The sequence below is a fragment of the bacterium genome (assembly GCA_012517375.1).
Lineage (GTDB): Bacteria > Hydrothermota > Tepidihabitantia > B3-TA06 > B3-TA06 > JAAYVC01.
Genome location: JAAYVC010000119.1, coordinates 16,542 through 38,444, shown reverse-complemented (window position 1 = coordinate 38,444; position 21,903 = coordinate 16,542). Strand labels below are relative to the sequence as shown.

Annotated in this window: 23 protein-coding genes; 22 read left to right on the top strand and 1 reads right to left on the bottom strand. The window is 49.8% G+C overall.

Going from position 1 to position 21,903, the window contains the following annotated elements:
* From GX441_12590 to GX441_12515, 16 genes are all read left to right on the top strand, one after another.
* The coding region (locus GX441_12590) for a T9SS type A sorting domain-containing protein (GenBank protein ID NLI99475.1) at nucleotides 1-502 on the top strand (502 nt) is incomplete at its 5' end.
* A 76-nt stretch (nucleotides 503-578) separates the two neighbouring features.
* Nucleotides 579-1,187, top strand: a complete 609-nt coding sequence (locus GX441_12585; protein ID NLI99474.1) for a hypothetical protein — start codon at nucleotides 579-581, stop codon at nucleotides 1,185-1,187.
* Between the two features lie 60 nt (nucleotides 1,188-1,247).
* The gene (locus GX441_12580) at nucleotides 1,248-1,778 is read left to right on the top strand and encodes a hypothetical protein (protein NLI99473.1); all 531 of its coding nucleotides are present in this window, start codon (nucleotides 1,248-1,250) and stop codon (nucleotides 1,776-1,778) included.
* Nucleotides 1,779-2,083: 305 nt separating this feature from the next.
* Nucleotides 2,084-2,245, top strand: coding sequence for a hypothetical protein (locus tag GX441_12575; protein NLI99472.1), 162 nt, complete (start codon nucleotides 2,084-2,086; stop codon nucleotides 2,243-2,245).
* A 255-nt stretch (nucleotides 2,246-2,500) separates the two neighbouring features.
* A complete protein-coding gene (locus GX441_12570) occupies nucleotides 2,501-2,671 on the top strand; it encodes a hypothetical protein (GenBank protein ID NLI99471.1) in 171 nt (56 codons plus the stop codon).
* 127 nt (nucleotides 2,672-2,798) lie between these two features.
* Nucleotides 2,799-2,966 (top strand): hypothetical protein, encoded by a 168-nt coding sequence (locus tag GX441_12565; GenBank protein NLI99470.1) that lies wholly within the window; start codon nucleotides 2,799-2,801, stop codon nucleotides 2,964-2,966.
* A gap of 131 nt (nucleotides 2,967-3,097) precedes the next feature.
* Complete coding sequence (gene nuoE, locus GX441_12560; protein NLI99469.1) at nucleotides 3,098-3,637, top strand: NADH-quinone oxidoreductase subunit NuoE; 540 nt, start codon at nucleotides 3,098-3,100, stop codon at nucleotides 3,635-3,637.
* A gap of 74 nt (nucleotides 3,638-3,711) precedes the next feature.
* On the top strand, nucleotides 3,712-5,646 hold the full coding sequence (locus GX441_12555; protein NLI99468.1) for a 4Fe-4S binding protein: 1,935 nt from the start codon (nucleotides 3,712-3,714) through the stop codon (nucleotides 5,644-5,646).
* An 85-nt stretch (nucleotides 5,647-5,731) separates the two neighbouring features.
* A complete protein-coding gene (locus GX441_12550; protein ID NLI99467.1) occupies nucleotides 5,732-6,424 on the top strand; it encodes a 4Fe-4S dicluster domain-containing protein in 693 nt (230 codons plus the stop codon).
* Nucleotides 6,425-6,563: 139 nt separating this feature from the next.
* Complete coding sequence (locus GX441_12545) at nucleotides 6,564-8,039, top strand: CoB--CoM heterodisulfide reductase iron-sulfur subunit A family protein (protein NLI99466.1); 1,476 nt, start codon at nucleotides 6,564-6,566, stop codon at nucleotides 8,037-8,039.
* Nucleotides 8,036-8,788: a hydrogenase iron-sulfur subunit gene (locus tag GX441_12540; GenBank protein ID NLI99465.1), complete on the top strand. Its 753-nt coding sequence runs from the start codon at nucleotides 8,036-8,038 to the stop codon at nucleotides 8,786-8,788. The genes GX441_12545 and GX441_12540 overlap by 4 nt, the downstream gene beginning before the upstream one ends.
* Nucleotides 8,781-11,831, top strand: coding sequence for a CoB--CoM heterodisulfide reductase iron-sulfur subunit A family protein (locus GX441_12535; GenBank protein NLI99464.1), 3,051 nt, complete (start codon nucleotides 8,781-8,783; stop codon nucleotides 11,829-11,831). Before GX441_12540 ends, GX441_12535 begins: the two co-directional genes overlap by 8 nt.
* Before the next feature lies 1 nt (nucleotide 11,832).
* Nucleotides 11,833-12,411, top strand: a complete 579-nt coding sequence (locus tag GX441_12530) for a hypothetical protein (GenBank protein NLI99463.1) — start codon at nucleotides 11,833-11,835, stop codon at nucleotides 12,409-12,411.
* Entirely contained in the window at nucleotides 12,404-12,847 is a 444-nt protein-coding gene (locus GX441_12525; protein ID NLI99462.1) for a hydrogenase iron-sulfur subunit, read from the top strand. Before GX441_12530 ends, GX441_12525 begins: the two co-directional genes overlap by 8 nt.
* 59 nt (nucleotides 12,848-12,906) lie before the next feature.
* Nucleotides 12,907-13,860, top strand: a complete 954-nt coding sequence (locus GX441_12520; GenBank protein NLI99461.1) for a 4Fe-4S binding protein — start codon at nucleotides 12,907-12,909, stop codon at nucleotides 13,858-13,860.
* Nucleotides 13,857-14,864 carry a 4Fe-4S dicluster domain-containing protein gene (locus tag GX441_12515; protein ID NLI99460.1) on the top strand — a complete coding sequence of 336 codons (1,008 nt, stop codon included), beginning with the start codon at nucleotides 13,857-13,859 and terminating at the stop codon, nucleotides 14,862-14,864. Before GX441_12520 ends, GX441_12515 begins: the two co-directional genes overlap by 4 nt.
* 306 nt (nucleotides 14,865-15,170) lie before the next feature.
* On the opposite strand, the gene GX441_12510 is transcribed toward GX441_12515, so the two are convergent.
* Entirely contained in the window at nucleotides 15,171-15,977 is an 807-nt protein-coding gene (locus GX441_12510; protein NLI99459.1) for a hypothetical protein, read from the bottom strand.
* Nucleotides 15,978-16,079: 102 nt separating this feature from the next.
* Between GX441_12510 and lysS the strand changes: the two genes are divergently transcribed.
* From lysS to thiL, 6 genes are read left to right on the top strand one after another with little or no spacing between them, the layout of a single operon-like run.
* Nucleotides 16,080-17,525, top strand: a complete 1,446-nt coding sequence (lysS, locus tag GX441_12505) for a lysine--tRNA ligase (protein ID NLI99458.1) — start codon at nucleotides 16,080-16,082, stop codon at nucleotides 17,523-17,525.
* A gap of 2 nt (nucleotides 17,526-17,527) precedes the next feature.
* Nucleotides 17,528-18,757, top strand: coding sequence for a lipoprotein-releasing ABC transporter permease subunit (locus GX441_12500; protein NLI99457.1), 1,230 nt, complete (start codon nucleotides 17,528-17,530; stop codon nucleotides 18,755-18,757).
* Nucleotides 18,750-19,421, top strand: a complete 672-nt coding sequence (locus tag GX441_12495; protein NLI99456.1) for an ABC transporter ATP-binding protein — start codon at nucleotides 18,750-18,752, stop codon at nucleotides 19,419-19,421. The genes GX441_12500 and GX441_12495 overlap by 8 nt, the downstream gene beginning before the upstream one ends.
* Complete coding sequence (locus tag GX441_12490; protein NLI99455.1) at nucleotides 19,421-19,909, top strand: hypothetical protein; 489 nt, start codon at nucleotides 19,421-19,423, stop codon at nucleotides 19,907-19,909. The genes GX441_12495 and GX441_12490 overlap by 1 nt, the downstream gene beginning before the upstream one ends.
* Nucleotides 19,893-20,945 (top strand): protein arginine kinase, encoded by a 1,053-nt coding sequence (locus tag GX441_12485; GenBank protein NLI99454.1) that lies wholly within the window; start codon nucleotides 19,893-19,895, stop codon nucleotides 20,943-20,945. The genes GX441_12490 and GX441_12485 overlap by 17 nt, the downstream gene beginning before the upstream one ends.
* Nucleotides 20,917-21,882, top strand: a complete 966-nt coding sequence (gene thiL, locus GX441_12480; protein ID NLI99453.1) for a thiamine-phosphate kinase — start codon at nucleotides 20,917-20,919, stop codon at nucleotides 21,880-21,882. Before GX441_12485 ends, thiL begins: the two co-directional genes overlap by 29 nt.
* Nucleotides 21,883-21,903 lie beyond the last annotated feature (21 nt).

Here is a 21,903-nt window from a genome sequence, read left to right as displayed (position 1 = left end):
TGCGGACGACCAGGGCAACCTTTTTGTCGGCGGCAAAGCTGCATCCTCAGGTGTCATTGCAAAGTACACGTCCGAGGGCGATCGCGTGTCGCTTTTCTATAAATACAATTCAATCGAGGCGCTCTGTTGGAAGGACGGCTACCTTTATGCCGTAGCATCCTATAACGACGGTTCTCAGTACTACACGCATCTCATAAAATACCAAGACCTCAATGCTGTCGAAGAGCCCTCCTCAGAGCCCTCCTCAGGGCCCTCCTCACCCTCCTCGCTCAACCTTGAGGTTTCCGGTAAAAGCATCTCTTACTCAATCCCAGCGACCTGCAACGTTTCCCTCAAGCTCTACGACGCATCCGGTCAGCTAGTCTCGTCGCTTTTTGAAGGCACATCATCAGCCGGCGCTCACACGCTCGATATTAACACATCCTCCCTCGCTCGCGGATGCTACTTCGTGCGGCTTGCGGCAGGCTCTGAAAGCGTATCGAGAAAAGTCATCGTAAAGTAATCAAAGGGCAACCTCGCTGTCAAACTATGTTTTGACAAAGGTGCATGCTTGTTTATACTTGACCAAAGGAGGACGAATGAAGTTCATCTGTTTTGTGATTTTTTTGACGTTAACCTTCTTGAGTTGCTCCGGACCGAAGACAGGCAGGTTCGATTTATTACCTCTAGATCCTGACATCGACCTGCACATGGCTTCGATAGAACATTCTTTTGAGGCTCTATATTCAAAGTTTACGGGACTTAGACAGGACTACAACAAGCACCTTACCCGTCATTTCGAGTATCGGGAGGTACAATATGACTCATCGGGCGAGGAGATCGTCGACACGACTCCCGCACCCGAAATCTACGAAACTCCCTACACCGCCTACTGCGGGCTTGACAATGTAACCTATGCGCCGCCATCAAACAAGACGCCAATAAGCGAACGCATCGGCCTTCTGGACGAAAAGCTCGGATATCTCAACATCTGCGTGAATAAGTTCTCCGAGCTCTACTGCGGTCATCTTGAGGCATGTCACGGAGTAAAAAAGAAATGTGAAATGGAACTCTCCTACAAGCGTTTGTCCGAAGAACTTGCCCAACCAACCGCAGTCCGCATCCTCGAAATCGAGATTCGCGACTTGGATTCCCTTCTTGCAAAACTCATGGTTGACTTTAACGAACACATGAACGGCCACTGGTGATGCTGCGGGAATAACCGGTTTGCGTTTTTGTACCTGAATTAAAATACTCAAGGAGGCTGAATGAGATTTTTAGGCTGTCTTGGTATTCTCGTGCTGGCGGGTCTGGGTTGTACCAGGCACCAGTGCGGTAAGTCAGATATCGCTGAAGTCAAAGAACTAGAGGAATTGCATAGCCATGCCTGGAGCGAATTTGCAGGAATAAGGGAAGATTTCAACGGGCACCTCCTAGATCTTTACAAGCTGGAACGTGCGAATTCCGATTCGTTATTCGCATACTGTGAAGTCGATATGATAGACTATCCCGAGGATATCGACGCCTTGTCGGCATCTGAACGTCTCGAACTCGTAAGGCAGGAGGTCGAGATAGTGGTTGCCTGCGCTTTCGATTTTGAAAGGGTGTTCAATATGCACATGTCCGAGTTTCACGAACCTCTGGATTACAGATGGGAAAAGTTTTACTCGCAGGCGTCCGGGAGTCTTCCTTACAGGGAAAAACTTGCAGCCGTTTCGCAAAACTCAAGGGGGCTCAGTCTGTTCGTCGCAGGCCTGCGCGCTTTCTACGACGAGCATCTGTCGACTTATCACAAATAGCGGAAGAATTATCGCCTCTCATTCGGAAAAGAGAATCAGGTTCGTTCGTTTTGAGAACGAGCTTTGCGCCCGCGACTGTGGTTTCATCCTTTGCTACTTTTATCGTTGTGTCGTAGTCCCTGCACTCGACTTTCTCTCTGCCTTCGGATACCCAGTAGATCATATTTCTATAACTTTGTGAAGAATACACCTTCAAGAGTGATTTCAAGGTTCGGGAAAGCCATGGATGATTTGGCAGTCGCGAACGGATTTCAGACCAGACGTAACCTTTGGAATATTTCCGCGTCTTTATTGTATAGATAAGCATGAAACAGGTTGCAGATAAAAAAGAAGCGCAGAAGTTGCTTGAAGAGATTCTCGAACAATACGGCCTCATGGTGATGAACGTGTACGAGAAGGGGGAGAGGGTGTCGGTCAAGGTGGTGGAAAACCCGAAAGTTGCAGAAACCCATCATTATATTAACTGAGAAAAACGTCATCTAATCTCCTTATTCCTTGAAGCTTATACAAATACAAATCAGAGCTATTATGTTTAGATTGAGTCTTTTCGGATGTCAGAAAAGATGATCGGAGATGTTAAGACGTCAATTTCCTGAAAAATTGCTTGACAAGGAATCAAAAATGAGTATATTCCGTGATATTACGAGAAAGGATGATATCGGCAGTAGTATCAAAGAGGGTGTGTTTACGGTCTAGCGTGCTAAATAATTCGGAGGCTTTGATTGCGTAAGATATTCTGTTTCGAATGTGGTAAGGAGATAGATAAGCAATGGCTCAAGCGGATTGATCTTATTGTGCCCATCTGTCCGGATTGCTACAACGAGATCCGCAACGCATTCGAAGAAAAAGTGCCTGCACCGGTTGAATACAACGATCGCTGCAACCTCAGATAATCTGTAGCTTTAGTGGCTTAACTGCATACACTTCCTTATAAAAGATAGGTAATATTCCTTATTGACAGTGAACCAATTCTTTTCATAATCAAGACGTGTAAGAGGGCGTAAGATATAGGAGGTTTAGATGTCTGAAAAAACCTGTATTTCATGCGGGAAAGAGATAGACGAACAGCTTCTGAATGAATGCGATATGCCTGTTCCTTTGTGTCCGGAATGTTACAAAAAACTAAAGGAAAGCCTTGGGGAAGTGCCTGCACCCGAAGAGTATACAGATCGCTGCAATCTTAAATAATTCCGTATCCTGGATAAGCATCTTCGAATAATTCCTTGACAATCTTAGCTATCTTTTTATAATTCGCCTTATTAGTTTCGTTAAGCTTTGGAAACACCTAATCTCTGAACTTAAGGAGTTTATAAATTGCTATGAAGGAAGATTCTGGATTAGTAAGTGAAGCAACCTATCGTGTCTTGAAAGAATTGACCTCAAGGCACATAGAGCTTCCTCTTGAAGTGCAGGAGCAGGGTGCAGGTGCAGTCTCTGAGCATGTTATTGCCGCTTTGCAGGAACTGCAAGCCAAGTATCATTATCTTCCGGAACACGCAATGCGTCAGGTTGCTGCAAGACTTGGGGTGCCCTTATCACAGGTTTATCACGTGGCGACCTTTTATTCCGCTTTTTCCTTAAAACCTAAGGGAAAACATATAGTGAACGTATGCCTGGGAACCGCCTGCCATGTAAAAGGCGCCGGGCTCGTAATGGATCGCTTCAAGCGCGAACTCGGCATCGAACAGGATGAAACCACGAAGGACGGTCAGTTCACGCTTCAGGGCGTGCGCTGCATAGGCTGCTGCTCAATTGCGCCTGCAGTAATGGTGGACGAGGAGACCCATGCATACGTAAAGCAGGATGGCGTCCCAAAGCTTCTCGAACAGTATTCAAAAGAATCCGGGGAACGCGGGTGATAAAAACGCTCGCCGATCTTGAACGGTTTGCGCTCGAAGGCGCTTCCAGAATACATCCTTCCCGGCTCAAGATTATGATAGGTTCGGCAACGTGCGGTATAGCCTCTGGAGCGAATGAAGTCATAGCCGCCGTTGCCCAAACTCTTGAATCCTTGAACGGTGCAGGCAAAGATACGATAATCGCGCGCACAGGCTGCATCGGCATGTGCTACGAGGAGCCTTTGCTCGATATACTCAAGCCCGGCTGGCCCCGTTTGACCTACTCAAAGGTTAAACCTAAGGACGTCAAGAGCATTCTTTCGGCGGTTTATGAAGGAAAGCTGGTTAAGGATAAACTTCTTGGCAAGATTGAGGAGGTCGAGGACGTAATTCACGATAAGCGTTTCAGGTTTCCCACAGAAAAACTTCCGCAAGAAATCGAATCTGCAGAAGAGTTCTGGCGGCTTCCCTTTACGGCAAGGCAGATGCATCTTGCCATGCGGAACTGCGGGATCATTGACCCTGAATCCATATCGGAATACATAGCTCGCGGCGGATATCTTGGTCTCTACAAGGTGCTTACCGGGATGAAACCGGACGAGGTCATCGACATGGTAGAGAAGGCAGGTTTGCGCGGCAGAGGCGGCGGCGGATTCCAGACCTCGCAAAAATGGCGTTCCTCAAAATCCGCGCCAGGCTACCGCTACGTTCTGTGCAATGCCGACGAGGGCGATCCTGGCGCCTACATGGATCGCTCACTTCTTGAGGGCGATCCGCACTCGATAATCGAGGGTATGCTTATCGGAGCCTATGCGCTTGAATCCCGGCAAGGTTACGTTTACGTTAGAGCGGAATACCCCTTGGCTGTGAAGAATCTCCAGAAGGCAATAGATGACGCCTATGCAGAGGGTCTTCTGGGAAAGGATATTCTTGGTTCCGGTTTCGAGTTTGACTTGCGAATCGCCAAGGGAGGCGGTGCGTTCGTATGCGGCGAATCTACCGCCCTTATGGCTTCAATAGAGGGCAAGCCAGGCGAACCGCGCGCGAAGTACACTCACACAGCAGAAAAAGGCCTGTGGAACCAACCGACCGTTTTGAACAACGTCGAAACCTGGAACAACGTGCCCGTAATCGCTGTAAGAGGAGCGGAATGGTTTTCCAGGATAGGAAATCCTGAGTCTACAGGCACCAAGATATTCTCGCTCGTCGGAAAAGTTCGAAGGGCCGGTCTTGTTGAAGTGCCTATGGGAGTTACGTTAAGGGATATAATCTATGATATAGGCGGCGGAATTCCTAAGGACAAACCCTTTAAGGCAGTGCAGACCGGCGGCCCGTCGGGCGGATGTATTCCAGCCGATCTCATAGACCTCGAAGTGGACTTCGATAAGCTGTGGGAAGCGGGCTCAATGATGGGTTCAGGCGGAATGATAGTCATGGATTCCGAAACCTGCATGGTCGATGTCGCCAAGTATTTTATAGAGTTCCTCAAAGAAGAAAGCTGCGGCAAGTGCGTACCATGCCGGGAAGGGTTATCCCAGATGCACGAGATACTCACTCAAATCACGGAAGGGAATGGTAAAGAATCCGATATCGAGCTTCTTGAAGAGCTTGGAAAAGTCACTCAGGATGCGTCTTTGTGCGCACTCGGCGGCTCGGCGGCAAATCCCGTTCTCTCCACCTTGCGGTTTTTCAAGGATGAATACATCGAACACATTCGTGATAAACAATGTCGCGCGGGCGTCTGCAAGGCTCTTATAAGATTCGAAATTACCGATAAATGCACGGGCTGTACACTGTGTGCAAGAAACTGTCCGACATCCGCCATTGCAGGGGAAGTCAAAAAACTCCATGCTATAGATCAATCCAAGTGCATCAAATGCGGGGTTTGTTACGATGTCTGTAAGTTCGACGCAGTGACCCGTAACACCCGTAACACCCGTAACACCCGTAACTCCAGTAACACCAGTAACACCAGTAACACCCGTAACACACCTTCCTCCTCACCCAAGACTAAAGAAGGTGGAAATTGACCCGTAACACATACGTCTTTCTCTGCCCCCTCTCTGGAAGACTTAAAAGACATCTGGAAGAAATTCCGAGCCTGAGGAGGGCTAGATGAGTCATGCTGAGTGGCAGGGTCAAGCCACGTTCACTATCGACGACAAGCAAGTCACAGGCTACAAAGGCGAGACGATATTGCAAGTTGCACGCAGGCAGGGGATAGATATACCAACACTCTGCCACCACGAGGCGATTGCGCCTTACGGCGCGTGCCGCCTGTGTTTGGTGGAGGTGACCGCAGGTAAGCGTACGAGATTGGTTACATCGTGTATCTACGAGGTAGCACCCGGTATAGACGTAAAGACTTCTTCAGAACGTGTAATCCGCAACCGTAAGGCAATACTGGAGCTTCTTCTTGCCCGTGCCCCTGATGCTCCCAAAATCGTTGAACTAGCAGGGGAATACGGGATCCAAAAATCAAGGTATCCTCTCATAAAAAACGATAAATGTATACTTTGCGGACTTTGCGTGCGCGCTTGCCGCGAGATCATCGGCGCAGACGCAATCGGCTTCATCGACCGCGGGGCTGACCGTCAAGTTGGTCCTCCCCTGGAGCGCCGTTCGGAGCGCTGTGTAGGCTGCGGTACATGCATCTACATCTGTCCCACAGGAGCCATATCCCTCAAGGACGTCTCGAAGCCCATGCGGGGCGTTCACAACCATCCGTATGACTATGAAGCTCCCGATTGTGAAATATGCGGGGAACTGAACCTTGAATCTGAGTCGAAGGCGGAAAAAAGAGAATGACATTGGTTGTATTCATTTCAGGGATTCACCCCCTCTTTTATTCTCCCCCGTCTAGGTACCCCTCCCTAGGCAGGAGGGGATTAAGGGAAGGGGGATATTCATCCTCTCCGGAACGCCCAGGGAATCTCAAGGGGGCGAAGTGATAGAAAAGGTGAAAATCTTCCTTTGCCAGGGGTGCGAGATAGGGCAGAGGATTGATATCAAGAAGTTGTTAGATTACTTTAAATCGCATCCGCAAGTCGAATCTACAGAGGCGCTTCCGCAACTGTGCGACGGCGCTCCCAGGGAAGCGTTAAAGGATGCTAAGGGCTCAATCCTTTTCGGCGCATGCGACGAGCGCACGCACGGTGAAATCTTCAAATCCCTCGCAGGCTCTAATCCATCCATACTTGTAAATCTGCGCGAACGATGTGCGTGGGTTCACTCCGTAAATGCTGCTGAAAAGGCTCTGCGGCTCGTTTCAATGGGAATCGCGGAACTTGTTAACAAAAAGCCCGTTACTGAAAGGGAACTCGATCTCGTCGAAAGAGTTCTTGTTATTGGTGCTGGACCTGCTGGTCTTGCATGCGCAAGAGCGCTTGCAGAAAACGGTGTTGATGTAGTTCTTCTGGACAGGGCGTCACGGCTCGGAGGAACCCTGCGCCGCACTCGTACTGTTTGGCCCTCGGGTGAGGATTCAGAGAAGCTTTTGCACCGCTTATACGATGAGTTGCAGGACGAACTTCATGTAACGGTTTATCAAGACTCCGAGCTTTTGGAGCTTTCGGATGATCCTCACGGATACCGCGTCAGGCTTTCTAACGGACAAGCGGAGTTAATCGGAGCAATTGTTATTGCAACCGGCGTGCACGAGGTCGGCGGAAATCTTTTTGAATTCGAGTACCGCTGGAGAGATATCATCAACTTCAGAGGTCCTCTGGCTTTTGAGGTAAGAGAGGGCGTACACCCTTTCCTCCTGGAAACAGCTTTGTGGGACGCCGTGATGCTCAAGCACGAAAAACCAGAGGAGAACATATTCTTTTTCATACCGAAGAATTTCGAACTGCCTTTGGGTTTTGAGGAGAGCGCAGCCAAGCACGCAATCGGCATCTCAGTCGGCGAGGTCGGCCCTAGCTGGCAGGGAGCGCATGTAAAACTTGGCAAGCTTGTTGGAAACCTGCCTTCAAAGCTAGCGCAACTCCTTAGAATTCCGCAAGATGAAGAAGGATTTCTCGTCCAGCGCCGCTACAGGATCCGGCCTAAGGATATCCTGCATCCGGGCATATTCATTGTTGGAGCCGCTCATGCTCCCATTCCGGTCGAGGAGACCATAAACCAGGCCTTCGAGGTTGCCGCAAGGATTAAATCGTTTTTCGACTCAAGACCGCTACGTCAACCGTCGGCAGAGATTGACAGCGAGCGCTGCATCGGGTGCGGCTACTGCGCTGCCGTATGTCCCTACGGCGCGCCCATGCTCGAACGCACAGATACGGGTTCCAAGGCGTCCATCTCATCTAGATTCTGTACCTTATGCGGATTGTGCGTGGCCGGATGTCCTGTATATGCGATATCGGATCCCATGAAGTCACGCGAGACGATTCAGGCGCAGATAGAGGCTTGGGGGGAATCTAAATGAAAATACTCGGCTTTACCTGCGATTGGGCAGGGTTCGCGCTCGACTTTGCCGGAATGCAGCGGATGGAATACTCATCATCCATTTCTTTCATCAACCTGCGTTGCTCGGCAAGATTCGACATCGCCGATGGAGTGGAGGCTCTGGCCAATGGAGCTGACGGCATATTCTTCGCGCTCTGCCCGCTCGGCGACTGTCACTACGAGTCCGGCAACCACCACGCGCTTTCAAGAATCAACCATCTTGCCGATCTTATGTCTTTCGCAGGTCTAAAGCCTGAGCGAATCGGTTTCTATCATGCCGATACGACTCTCGCTTTCGGTCTCAAATCCGCGATAGATAAGTTTGAAGGGAAGTTAAAGGAGTTTGGAGATTTGTCATCTGATGTCTCAATAAAACCGGAACTTACAGTTCGAGTAGCTGCCATGCGGCGTACTGCCCGCTCTCAAGCCGTCCGCTGGCTTCTTTCAAAGGAACTGGAACTCGTCCGCAAGGGCAACGTGTTCGATGAGAAGCTCGATTCGTCCGAATACGAGAAGCTCGTGAAGGATACACTCCGGGCCGAATACCGCAAGGGTCTTGTTCTGGAGGCGTTATCTGAGCCGCGCTCGGCGGTCGAGGTTTCCGCACTCACCGGACTGGAGGCCCGCAGGGTGTTCGAGCTCATAGTCGAACTCGAACGCGAAACAAGGGCCCGTTTCGACCGCATAGAACACGAACGGCCGCTTTACGTGGAGGTTGCCAATGCCTGACGCAAAAACTAAAGGCGCCTGTCTTGTGGTCGGCGGCGGCATCGCTGGCATTCAGGCAGCGCTCGACCTTGCGGACGGCGGCATAAAGGTCTACATGGTGGATTCGAAACCCACCATAGGCGGCGTAATGGCGCAGCTTGACAAGACCTTCCCGACAAACGACTGCTCCATGTGCATACTATCCCCCAAGCTCGTCGACACCGGACGTCACCTCAACATCGAGATTAAGACTTCCACCGAGCTGGTCGGCCTTGAGGGAGAGCCTGGTAAATTTAAGGTTAAACTGCAGAAACACGCGCGCTACATCGACCCGGTCGTTTGCACCGCATGCGGACTCTGCGCCAAGAACTGTCCGGTGTCCGCCGTTGACGCCTACAACGAGGGTCTTTCCGAGCGCCGCGCAGCCTACATCTCCTATCCCCAGTCCGTGCCGCTTGCCTATGCGATAGACAAAGATAAGTGCATAGGTTGCGGGCTTTGCGCGAATATCTGCCCTCCGAATGCGGTCCGGTACTCGGACAAGGATTCGGTCGAAGAGCTAGAGGTGGGAGCTGTGCTCCTCGCACCCGGATTCGACGAATTCGATCCCGCCCTCCTCAGCGAATACGGGTACGGCCGGTTTCCGAACGTGCTTTCAAGTATCGAATTCGAAAGGCTTATGTCCTCCTCAGGACCGACCGCAGGGCATATACTTCGCCCGTCCGACGGCAAGGACGTCGAGCGCGTGGCATGGATTCAGTGCGTGGGAAGCCGCGACCGTCACATCAACCGCCCTTACTGTTCGTCCGTCTGCTGCATGTACGCCACCAAGGAAGCCATAATCGCGGGCGAGCATGCCCCGCATATGCAGAAGTCCATTTTTTACATGGACATACGCGCATACGGCAAGGATTTTGATCGCTACATAGACCGGGCTCAGAACCAGTTCGGGGTCCGTTATGTGAGGGGAAGGGTATCCAAGGTTACAGAAGATTTCCAGACTCGAGAAGTCACTCTGACATACGAAACCGACGACGGCAAGCTCAAAAAAGAAACCTTTGACATGGTCGTCCTCTCTGTCGGGCTTGAACCTCCCAAAACCTCGCCTAAGCTTGCAGCAGCCCTTGGCATTGAGCTTGACGCTCATGGTTTCGTGAAAACATCGACCTTTGCGCCAATGCTCACGACCCGCTATGGCGTGTTTGTCGCGGGCGCTGCTTCCTCGCCTAAGGACATCCCAGAAAGCGTGGCGCAGGCTTCGGGTGCTGCTGGCATGGTGCAGGGGCTTTTAGGCGATTCCCGCAATTCTGAGACGCTCGCGAAGAATCTTCCTCTGGAGCGCGACGTCTTCACCGAGCCGCCGCGCATCGGCGTCTTCGTCTGCCACTGCGGCATAAACATCGGTTCGGTCGTGCGCGTGCCCGAGGTCGTAGCTTACGCCAAGACCCTTCCGGGCGTCGTTTACGCTGGAGAGAACCTTTACACGTGCTCATCAGACACGCAGGAGAAGATAAAGGATATCATTAAGAACTTCCGCTTAAATCGTGTCATCGTCTCAGCTTGCACTCCGCGAACGCATGAACCGCTCTTTCAGTCCACCATACGCGAGGCCGGTCTCAACAAGTACCTTTTCGAGATGGCCAACATACGCGATCAGGACTCGTGGGTGCACATGCACGAACCTGACAAGGCGACCCAGAAGGCAAAGGACCTTGTTCGCATGGCGGTTGCAAAGGCGGCAAGGCTTCGCGCACTTCCCAACATCGAGCTTCCTGTTACCAAATCGGCCCTTGTGATAGGGGGAGGGGTCTCAGGCATGGTGGCGGCACTTTCTATCGCTCAGGCAGGCTTCGAGACCGTACTCGTGGAGCGCTCGGACTCGCTCGGCGGCAACCTATCCCATTTGACCAAGACCCTATGGGACGAGGACAGCCAGGCGTATCTGGCTAGACTTATAGAAGAAGTCGAACGTGAGCCGAACATCCACCTTTACAAGAATACAGAAGTCTCGAAAGTGGAAGGGTTTGTAGGAAATTTCAAGACCACGCTGTCCAACGGCGAGACAATCGAACACGGCGCAACCATCATCGCGACCGGTGCGTCCGAGTACCAACCCAGGCAGGATGAGTATCTCTCCACCGACCCGCAGGTCATCCCTCAACGCGAGCTCGAGGGGCGTCTTCACAATGGTTCCTTCGACGCCAAAACGGTCGTGATGATCCAGTGCGTGGGTTCCCGGTCGGACGAGCACCCATACTGCTCGCGCGTCTGCTGTACCGAGGCCGTTAAGAACGCCCTCACAATAAAGGAAAAGTCGCCTGAAACCGAAGTAATCGTCCTCTTCCGCGATCTTAGAACCTACGGACTCAAAGAACTTGCGTATGAGAAGGCCCGCGAGATGGGCGTCCTCTTCCTGCGTTTCGACAAGGGTTCGGAGCCCGTCGTGGCGCGAAGCAACGGCAAACTGACCGTTCGTCTCATGGATGAGCTTATCGGAAAGGATGTCGAATTTGCGCCTGACCTTATTGCCCTCTCCACCGGCATAATCGCCGAGAAGGAATCCAATAAAACCCTTGCCCAGCACTACAAAGTGCCTCTCAATGAAGACGGCTTCTTCCTTGAGGCGCACATGAAGCTTCGTCCGGTGGATTTTGCCACCGACGGCGTATACCTTGCCGGTCTCGCGCATGCGCCTAAATTCCTCGATGAGGCCATTGCCCAGGCATCGGCCACAGCCGCGCGAGCGATCCTTATCCTCAACAAGGACCACATCGAGGCCGAGGGTAAGATCGCTTCGGTTAACGAGCGCACCTGCATCGGCTGCGGGTACTGCGTGGAGGTTTGTCCTTACGGAGCCATCTCGCTCGAACCCAAACGCGTGCTCGGACACGAAAAGAAGGTCGCCTCCGTGAACGCGGCCTTGTGCAAGGGCTGCGGCGGCTGCGCGGCGTCGTGCCGCTCCAACTCTATAGATCTTGCAGGTTTTACGAACCAGGAACTCGTCTCCGCCTTCCAGCAGCTCATGTGGGAGGAGGAGGACATAACCGGGTGTTGTGGGGTGTGATATGAACGCGACTGAGCACATTGTTGAGACATATTACAGATTGGTAAAGCATTGTTTTACGATAACGGATGTTCAAGTTGAAAAAGGTGTGAATCGGCAAATAGATCTTCTTTCTTTTCAAAAAGGATCTGGGGAGTGTTTTCACGTGGAAACTACGGTGACTCACGAACTCAGTTGGCGTCCTAGTCTCAATAAACTTGAAACTTACATCGAATATAAATTCTTTGGGAAACCTAAACCCAGTGCCAAGGAAGCTAAGAATTATTATCAGAATATTTGTGAAACCTATAAGAAATTTGGAATAGACCATAAGAGTGTCAAACGTGTCATTTGTGTTTGGGATATTAAAGAATCGAAAGAAGAAGTCGAAAAATGGTTACGCTCACAAGAGGAAAATCTTAGAATTCAGAAAAGAAGTTTGTCAATCCTATTCTTCAGAGATGACGTGATTCCAGAGCTGTTGAAAGAAATTGGAACATCAAATTATAATGATGAGGTCGTTAGAGTTCTAAGTCTTTTAGAACAATATCGAAAACAAACCAGACAAAAGGTACATAGGACTGTGGACAGAAATGAATAACACGAACGATAATGACCCCCGTATCCTTGCCTTCCTTTGCAACTGGTGCTCCTACGCGGGAGCGGACCTTGCAGGAACCTCAAGAATCCAGTACCCGCCAAATCTGCGCGTGCTGCGTGTGCCATGCTCGGCGCGTGTGAATCCGCAGTTCATCCTCAAGGCTTTGCAGGAGGGCGCTGACGGTGTTTTGATCTCCGGATGCCACCCGGGCGATTGCCACTACCTTGAGGGCAACTACTACGCCAGGCGCAAGTTTGCGGCCATGCGTGATCTTCTGGAATACGTCGGCCTCGAACCAGGCCGCGTGCACTTCTCATGGGTCTCCGCCGCAGAAGGCGGCAAGTTTGCCGAGGTCGTAACGCACGTCACCGAATCCGTAAAGAAAGTCTCCGACCGCACGCAGTTCCTGAAGAAAAGAGAGTATCCTGATGAGTAACCTCACCACAGTAATCATGGGTAGTCGGGAAAGTGTCCAGACCGAGGGCAGGGGAACTTATGAGTAATCTCACAGCTTCAATCCGCGAAGAGGCGCGCAGGATTCTGTCCGAGGGCAAGGTGGACTTCGTCATCGGCTATACCGAAGGCGATACGGCCGTTCAGGTCAAGCCCGTGTTCATCTCAAAACCCGAGGATGCGGATAAGCTTATCTGGCCGTCGTTCGGCCTCCTGAATCTCGCAACCTACCTCAGTCGTTTTCGCACGACAAAAGACCGCATCGGCATCGTGGCCAAGGGCTGCGATTCACGCTCCATTGTCGCCCTGCTCAAGGAGAATCAGATAGACCGCGAGCGGCTTTACATAATCGGTGTCAACTGTCCCGGAATGCTTTCGCGCAAGGTTGCTGTCGAAAAAGTCGGAGAAATAATCTCCGCAGACGCGCCAGCGGGGGAGAAGTGGTCGTTTACTACGGTCGAGGGTGTCAAAGAGGTTTCATGTTTCGATCTCGTACCCGCGAACTGCGAGGCCTGCAGATACCACGCGCCCGTTATCTCCGACATCGCACTTGGCGTTCCTATTCCGGAACCTGAAGGCGACGGTTACGAAAAAATCCGCGAGTTCGGCGAGAAGCCCGCATCAGAACGTCACGAACACCTCAAGCAAGAAATGTCGAAATGCATCCGCTGCTACGCATGCCGCCAGGCTTGCCCCACGTGCAACTGCGACGAGTGCTTTGTTGACATCAGCCAACCTCAGTGGGTGGCAAAGGGCCAGGAGCCTACAGACGTCGCTATATGGCAGCTCATAAGGGTCTACCACCAGGCCGGACGCTGCGTTGACTGCGGCGCGTGTGAAGAGGCGTGTCCGATGGGTGTCAAGCTCACGTGGATGACCCGCAAGATGAATCTCATTGTGCGGGAGCGGTTTGAATTCGAATCGGGTGTTGATCCTGACGCACTGCCGCCTTTAGCAAACTACAAGAAGGACGATGCGGAGGAGTTCATACTATGACCAGGCTCAAGAACTTGAAAGAATTGTTTGATCATCTCTCAAAATCAAGCCGGATTGTCGGATTAAAGAAAGCCGGAAACCGTTATCTCTATCAGGTTCTTGAGCAATACGACGACTGGCAGTCGTCGGTGCTTTTGGGCGCCTTCTCGCCAAAGGAGCTTTTCTTCCCCCAGGACGAGGCACTCTTTCATTTCAAGGCGCAGAACGTAATAGCTCCAAAACACGAAGAGCGACAGCAAGTCTTGTTCGGGGTGCGGCCATGCGACATTCGAGGGATATGGGAACTAGAAAAGATGTTCAATCAAACAGAATACAGGGATCCTTACTTCATGAAGCGCTTCGAGCGCACGCTCATCGTCGGTATGGCTTGCGCTGAACCCTTACCCACATGTTTCTGCACGTCCGTGCAAGGCTCGCCTTACGAATCAAAGGGTTCTGACATCTTCATCTATTCAACAGGTCAAGGCTATCTCCTCGACGTCATCACAAAGAAGGGGGAGGAGGCCCTTGCAGGCCTTTCGTTCGAAACAGTCGAAGATCGCTCAAAAATCGAAGCCGACCGCACGCTTGCCGAATCCAAAATCAAGGAGTACGATCTCGAAGGCGTCGCGGAAAAGCTCAAAGTGATGGTTGACTCAAAGTTCTGGGAGGAAACCCACTTCACCTGCATCGGCTGCGGAACCTGCGCGTTCGTTTGCCCTTCGTGCCACTGTTTCGATATCTCCGACGACTCGAAGGGTTCGCGCGGCAAGCGCTCGCGGCAGTGGGATTCCTGTCTTTACAAGGAATACACCATTGAAACATCAGGCCATAATCCCCGTCCCTCCGGAGCCCAGCGCTGGCGCCAGAGGCTCAATCACAAGTTCAACTACTTTCACCAGGTCTTCGGCATGTATCAATGCCTGGGCTGCGGACGCTGCGGACGCGCCTGCCCGGTAAATATCAATATCGCCGAACTTGCATCTAAAGCAGTGACTTGGGAAGAATCGAAGCCTGACAATTAAAAATCGGGGTCTCCGCGAAAGTACGCAGTAGTTTCGTGGAGTGGAAATATCTCCGAGATGGCTCAAAAAGCCGTTACCTGGGAAGAACCGAAGTAAGTTGTATCCGATACAACAGTTATTGTAAACAGGCGCAAGTGCAGTAATCATAATTATCCGGGCCGACCTGAAGGTCGGCCCCTACGTCTCTTATCAAGGGGACTTCCTAATCATACATTTTTCATATCATAAGGAAAAGAGTGGCTACAACAAGAAAGTCATCAGGGAAGGGGTCCCCAAGCGAATACATGGTATTCGCTTGGGGTGAAATCAATATTCAAAATTGCATCTATCGAATCCTGCGCCTGTCCTTACGCTGAAACCGGGGATGGTGTCCTTGTATATGTCGTAGAACGCCGAAAGACCTATTGTATCACCCGTATACTTGAAGAGCATGCATGCGGTAGTGTCAAACCCTGAGTAAATCTGCCAGCTGTCGCTGCGCTCCCGGTTTCCGAAGATTTTGCCTGCGGCATTTACTTCAAAGAAAGAATAGTTGCCGGCTAGTGGGGCGAGCTTTGTTGCACCGGAAGTTGTTAATTTGTAGGTAAGGGTGTCGGACATGCGCTTTATAGTAGTAGTGTCTCCGCCTATCTCTACAAGAAGCATATCGGCAAAGAATCTGCGTAGCGTATCAGACGTGTAGCTTAAGGCAATCTTTCCGATGTTTGCTTCCTTAATTGTATAAAGGCTGTCTGTGACCGTTAACTCGAAGTTGTCCGCTTTCGAGTTGTTGGATTCGATGTGCAGAACATATGAGCCAGCTGGAATCTGACCGAGATTGAATACAAGCTCGTTCGCAAAGTACCCTTCGCCCTCAGTGCCTTCAGACGTGCCTTCTATGAGTATGCTTATGGTGTCACCTTTGATTTCCGAGGAATAGTTGATGCCGGAAGTGTCAGGAGTCTGGTCTGAGAATTCAAAACGTATCTCGAAGGAGATAGGATCTCCGATTGCTTCGCTTATCCAAAAGATCATCGGATAGGAAATCTTGTTGACGCCCTTAAAGATGTCGCATCCTGAAAGCGAGAAAAATAGAATTCCCAGGGCTGCTGCAGGTACCACAAAACGTTTCATGCTTCCTCCTTGAATGGATTCTCGATAAAGATAGTCCTGAATCAAGACTTGTCAATACCGGTCTTCCTTGACTTACGGGTTATGATGACTATCATTCATTTAATGAATTCCCAGAATGAAAGAGAAAACAGAATTAGAAAACTGAACGAGTTGTACGAGAAAGGTGTCGAGCCTTATCCATACTCCTTCGAACGCACACACACCATAGGTCAGGCGCTCGCAGATTTTGAAAAGCTTTCTGAGTCTCAGGCAACTATAAAAGTAGCAGGAAGACTTTTTACGCGCAGGGATTTCGGGAAAACGGCCTTTTTTGATCTGAGAGACGAGCAAGGAAAGATTCAGCTTTACATCCGTAAAGACGAAGTAGGCGAGGAGAACTTCGCCATCCTTGATAGGATAGACCTTGGAGATTTTGTTGGCGTGGAAGGTCCTTTATTCAGGACTAAAACCGGCGAGCCGAGCGTTCACGTCAAAAGCTTCTCGATGCTCGCCAAATCACTTGCCGCATTACCCGAGAAGTTTCACGGACTTCAGGATACTGAGCTGCGTCTTCGCTACCGCCATCTTGACCTGCTTTCAGGCGATGATACCCGGGAAGTTTTCCGCATCCGCTCAAAGGTCATCGGTCTTGTACGCCGGTTTTTTACTGAAAGGGGTTTTCTTGAAGTCGAAACCCCCACCCTTCAACCTCTATACGGAGGCGCAGCAGCAGAGCCTTTTGTAACTCATTACAACGCTCTGGATCGCGATTACTATCTTCGCATTGCCACTGAACTTTACCTTAAGCGCCTGATTGTTGGCGGTTACGAAAAGGTTTTCGAGATAGGAAAAAACTTCCGCAACGAGGGTCTTGACCGTTCGCATAACCCTGAGTTTACAGGTTTCGAATCTTATGAAGCTTATGTCGATTATCATCGCGTGATGATAATGGTTGAGGAGCTTTTCCGTTTCATCGCTTTTGAACTAAAGGACACGGATAAGATAATCTGGCAAGGAAAGGAATACGATTTCTCGAAGCCATGGGAGCGTATAGATTTTATTCCTGCGTTAAAAGAGAAGACAGGCATAGATCCTCTTGCTTTAGGCGAAAAAGAGATGCGGGCGGAATGCAAAAAACACGGCATCGAGATAACGGACAACACCCCTTTCGGCAAGATGCTTGATAAGCTTTTTTCCGGAATGATTCAGGATCACCTTCACGGTCCTGCTTTTGTGATGAACCACCCCAAGATTATTTCTCCGCTTGCCAAGGTTCACAGAGAGAATCCTCAAATCGTCGAACGATTTGAACCCGTCATAGCAGGAATGGAGTTCGGCAACGCTTTCTCAGAGCTTAATGATCCTGTGGAGCAGCGCAAGCGCTTTGAGGAACAGGTTGCAAAGCGCGAAGAATTCGCAGTTTTAGACGAGGACTTTCTCTCTGTTCTTGAGCAGGGAATGCCTCCAACCGGCGGACTGGGCCTTGGATTAGATAGAATGGTCATGCTTTTTGCTGACCGCGCATCCATCCGCGAAGTAATAATATTTCCTCAACTCAGGGAGGATTAGAATTGAACGTTAATCTGTTTATCGCCAGGCGTTATTTGCGTCAGCGCCGGAAAGGCGAAGGTTTCTACGGGCTTATCTCCGTGATATCTATAGCAGGCGTATTCGTCGGCGTTGCCGCTTTGATTATCGCGTTATCCGTTCTTAACGGATTCAACGGTGAGCTCAAGGACCGTATCGCCGGAGTGGCGCCGCATATAACTATTCAGAAGTTTTATTCAAATCCGATAACGGCTGATGAGTTCAAGACTGTATCTGATAAGCTATACAAGATGAGGGAGATTGCAGGCATAGCGCCCACTTTGATGCGAAGGACCCTTGTGCAGTCAAAGTTCGGCGGCGAAGGGATCCTTTTAAGGGGTGTTGATCTTGAGATGCTTAAGCGAACCTCCAGCATCACAAATCCCTCTTACCCTCTTGAAGGAGAATGGTCGTTTCGGAACAAAGGGATTGTAATAGGTCAGCAGCTGGCGCAGAATCTGCGCGTCAAGGTCGGGGACACCGTCGTGATCGCATCTCCTGAGAATACCGTCATAACGCCAGTAGGTCCCATACCAATAGTAAAGAATTACGTTATCAGGGGCATTTTCGATGCAGGCTTCTATGATTACAATATGGCAATGGTTTTCATAGACATCCGGGACGCCCAGCAGCTTTTCGGATACGGCGACCGGATAACTAATATCGACATAAAACTGAAAGATCCGCTTCTTTCCCAGAAAGTGTCGCAGAAAATAAGAGCCGATATAGGCTATCCTTATACGCCTATAGACTGGCTTCTTGAGAATAAGAACCTTTTCTCAGCTCTGAAGATGCAGAAGGTCGTTGTTTTCATTGTTCTTGCTCTGATAATTTTAGTTGCGGCTTTCAACATTGTAGCTACGCTTATCATGACCGTTATGAGAAAGACGCGCGAGATAGGCATACTGAGGGCTATAGGTATGACTTCCCGGGGAATCATGCGGGTTTTTACTTGGTTCGGACTTCTTATCGGCATAGTAGGAACATTCCTTGGAACTCTTTTCGGGGTTCTCGTATCCTGGTTTGTCGATCATTTCAAGATAATCAAGCTACCTTCAGAAGTATGGTATATCGACACGGTTCCCGTAAAGGTCCAGTTGCTTGACATTGTTCTAATCGCTGCCGCCGCACTTCTGATATCCTTCATCGCCACTATTTACCCTGCATTTCGCGCTGCAAAACTAGATCCAGTGGAGGCAATACGTTATGAGTGATTATCTCGTAGAAGCCTATAATCTCAAGAAAACATACGTAGACGACGGAGACAGGGTGGAGGCGCTTAAAGACGCGAGCCTTAAGCTTTCTCGAGGCCAGGCGGTATCCATCTTTGGGCCTTCTGGTTCCGGCAAGAGCACGTTCCTGCATCTTCTTGGAGGGCTTGACAGGCCTACCGATGGGAAGCTTCTATTCGACGGCAAAGATATATTTCAGATGAACGACAACGATCTCGCCATGTTCCGCAATAAAGAGATTGGTTTTGTATTTCAGTTTCATCATCTTCTTCCGGAGTTTTCAGCGCTCGAAAATGTGGCTTTACCCATGCTTGTCGCAGGCATGAAGGATTCGGATGCCTTTAGTAAAGCGGCTGACTTGTTGGAGGAGGTTGGGCTTGCCGAACGAAAGGATTTTCTTCCGATTAAACTGTCAGGAGGAGAAAAGCAGCGCATCGCTGTCGCCCGTGCGCTCGTTCACGGCCCACGGCTTGTTCTTGCCGATGAGCCGACGGGTAACCTCGATGTAGAAACATCGAAGGGTGTCCTTGACATTTTCGCTTCTCTTAACCGGAAAAAGAACGTTGCGTTCGTTATAGTTTCGCACGACCCCATGATAAAGAAATACACGGATAAGCATTTCGATCTCATTGACGGAAGGATGTAATGCTCTGCGAAGACTGCCACGAGAATGAATCCGAGGTGCTTGTTACGGAGGTGAACACACAGGGTGTTCTCCAGGAAAAGCATTTATGCAAGGCTTGTGCCGCGAAAAAAGGTTATCTGGTTCAAAAAGAAAAACCTATTGCCGAGATTTTCTCAGATGCTTTGAAAGAGAAACAAGAAGGCGAAGAAGAGGTAGTATGCAATTCATGCGGTACAAGCTGGTCGGATTTTAAGGGAAAAGGCAGGCTAGGCTGTTCGGCTTGCTATCAGAGTTTTGGCGAGAGAATTGAAAAGCTTATCTCAAGGGTTCAAGGGTCCACGCAGCATGTCGGGCAAAGAGCCCGGTCTTCACACGAGACTTCATTGGTTTTCAAAGAGGTGGAACTCAAGAGACTGCGTAAGGAACTTGCCAGAGCTATACAGGAAGAGGAGTACGAAAAGGCAGCTCGAATAAGAGATGACATGAGGAAATATGAAAACGGGCCTTGATCCAAAAGAGACAGGAAAATGGCTTAGGGGAGAGGGGATGGAGGCCGGCATTGTAATGAGTTCAAGGATAAGGCTTGCCCGTAATATAGATGGAATACCTTTTCTCCTTAAGGCTTCTGTTAAAGAACAGATTGAACTTCTCGATCACGTCAACAAAGCGCTTGCGGCTTCCCTGCTTTCGAACGGCAAGGGCATTGTGAAGTTTGAAGATCTTTCGCCGATGGAAGCCGAATTTCTAATGGAAAGACACTTGGTTTCACCGGATTTTGTTCATAGCCAGACACAGCGGGGTTTCTACGCAACATCGGGAGAGGATTTCAGTCTTATGGTTAACGAGGAGGATCACATCCGTATGCAGATGTTTGCGTCCGGACTCGCTCTTGTTGATTTGTGGCAGAAGATAAAAAAGATTGAAGAATCAATTGCAGTCTCTTTGCCCTTCGCATACAACGAACGTTACGGCTTTCTTACGGCATGTCCCACAAATGTCGGTACGGGAATGAGAGCTTCTGTATTGATTCATCTTCCGGGTATCGTCTTAACGAAGGAAATAGACCGTGTTTTACGTGGTGTGTTGCAGTTAGGGCTTCTCGTTAGAGGAACCTACGGCGAAGGAACGGAGACTAAGGGATATCTTTTCCAGATATCGAATCAGAAAACACTCGGGCAGAGCGAAGAGGAGATAGTTGAGACATTGACGAAGACGGCACATCAGCTTATCAACTACGAAAAGGATGCGCGAGAATACCTGGATACTAAGATGGGTAACTATATCCTTGACAAGGTCTATCGTTCGCTGGGTATTCTTAAATATGCGAGAACTTTGACGAGCGAGGAAACGTTTAATCTTCTTTCTACCCTGAGACTTGGATGGGAAAAGATTCCGAACTTGAGTATCGCCAAGCTCAACAAACTGATGATTCTCACGAAACCCGCCAATCTTCAATTCTATTACGCTGAGGATATGGCGCCGGAGAAAAGGGACGTTAAACGATCCGAACTCGTCCGTGAATCGCTTGCCGATGTCCAGGCTTGAAGATATCGGCGAGGAAGGTTTTCTAAAAGCGCTTCCTTCGTGGATTAAGCATAAGAATCTCAAAGTTAAAACAGGTATTGGTGACGATGCTCTTATCCTGGAGAACGGCTACGTAGTCACTTCAGATGCTTACGAAGACGGTGTTCATTTTTCACTTAACTATTTTTCACACTTTGACGCAGGATATAAATGCGCAGCTGCAACTCTATCCGATATTGCTGCCATGGGAGCAGAACCTATATGCCTTCTTGTGAATCTTTTCTGCTCAAAGGCTCTAGATATTTCTGAACTCAAAGAGCTTTATAATGGAATGGAGGAAGTTTGTGCAGATGTTGGAGCCCAGATTGCAGGAGGCGATACTGTAGCTTCCGAGAATCTCATACTCAGCCTTACAGCGATAGGACAGTCTTCGAAACCGCTCATGCGTTCAGGTGCAAGAGCGGGGGATTTAATTTATCTTTCAGGTTATCCGGGCTTATCGGCTGTAGGTCAACATGCCCTTTCTCAAGGTCTTGAAGGTTTCGATGAAGCAAAAAAGAAACACCTTAGGCCTAAACCCCTGATTCGTCTTGGTTTAGGTATAAGCGATTATGCAAACTCATGTATAGATACATCCGATGGATTATCTACCGATGCGACCAGACTTGCTCGCATGAGCAAAGTAAAAATCATCATTGAAAGCAGTCTTTTGCCATTGCATCCAGAGGTCAAAAAATTTTCTCTTGGTACGGGATCGGCAACGGATTCACTCATTCTCAATGCCGGCGAGGACTACGAACTGCTTTTTTCTTCACCAAGACAACTACCTGATGAGATCGAAGATACTTTGGTTCATCGCATCGGCATAGCAGAGGAAGGGGAGGGGCTATTCCTTGAAGCTAACGGAACACTATTACCACTCCCCGCTAAAGGTTACGACCACTTCGTTCGTAGTTAAAAATTTCCATTCCCCCAAACA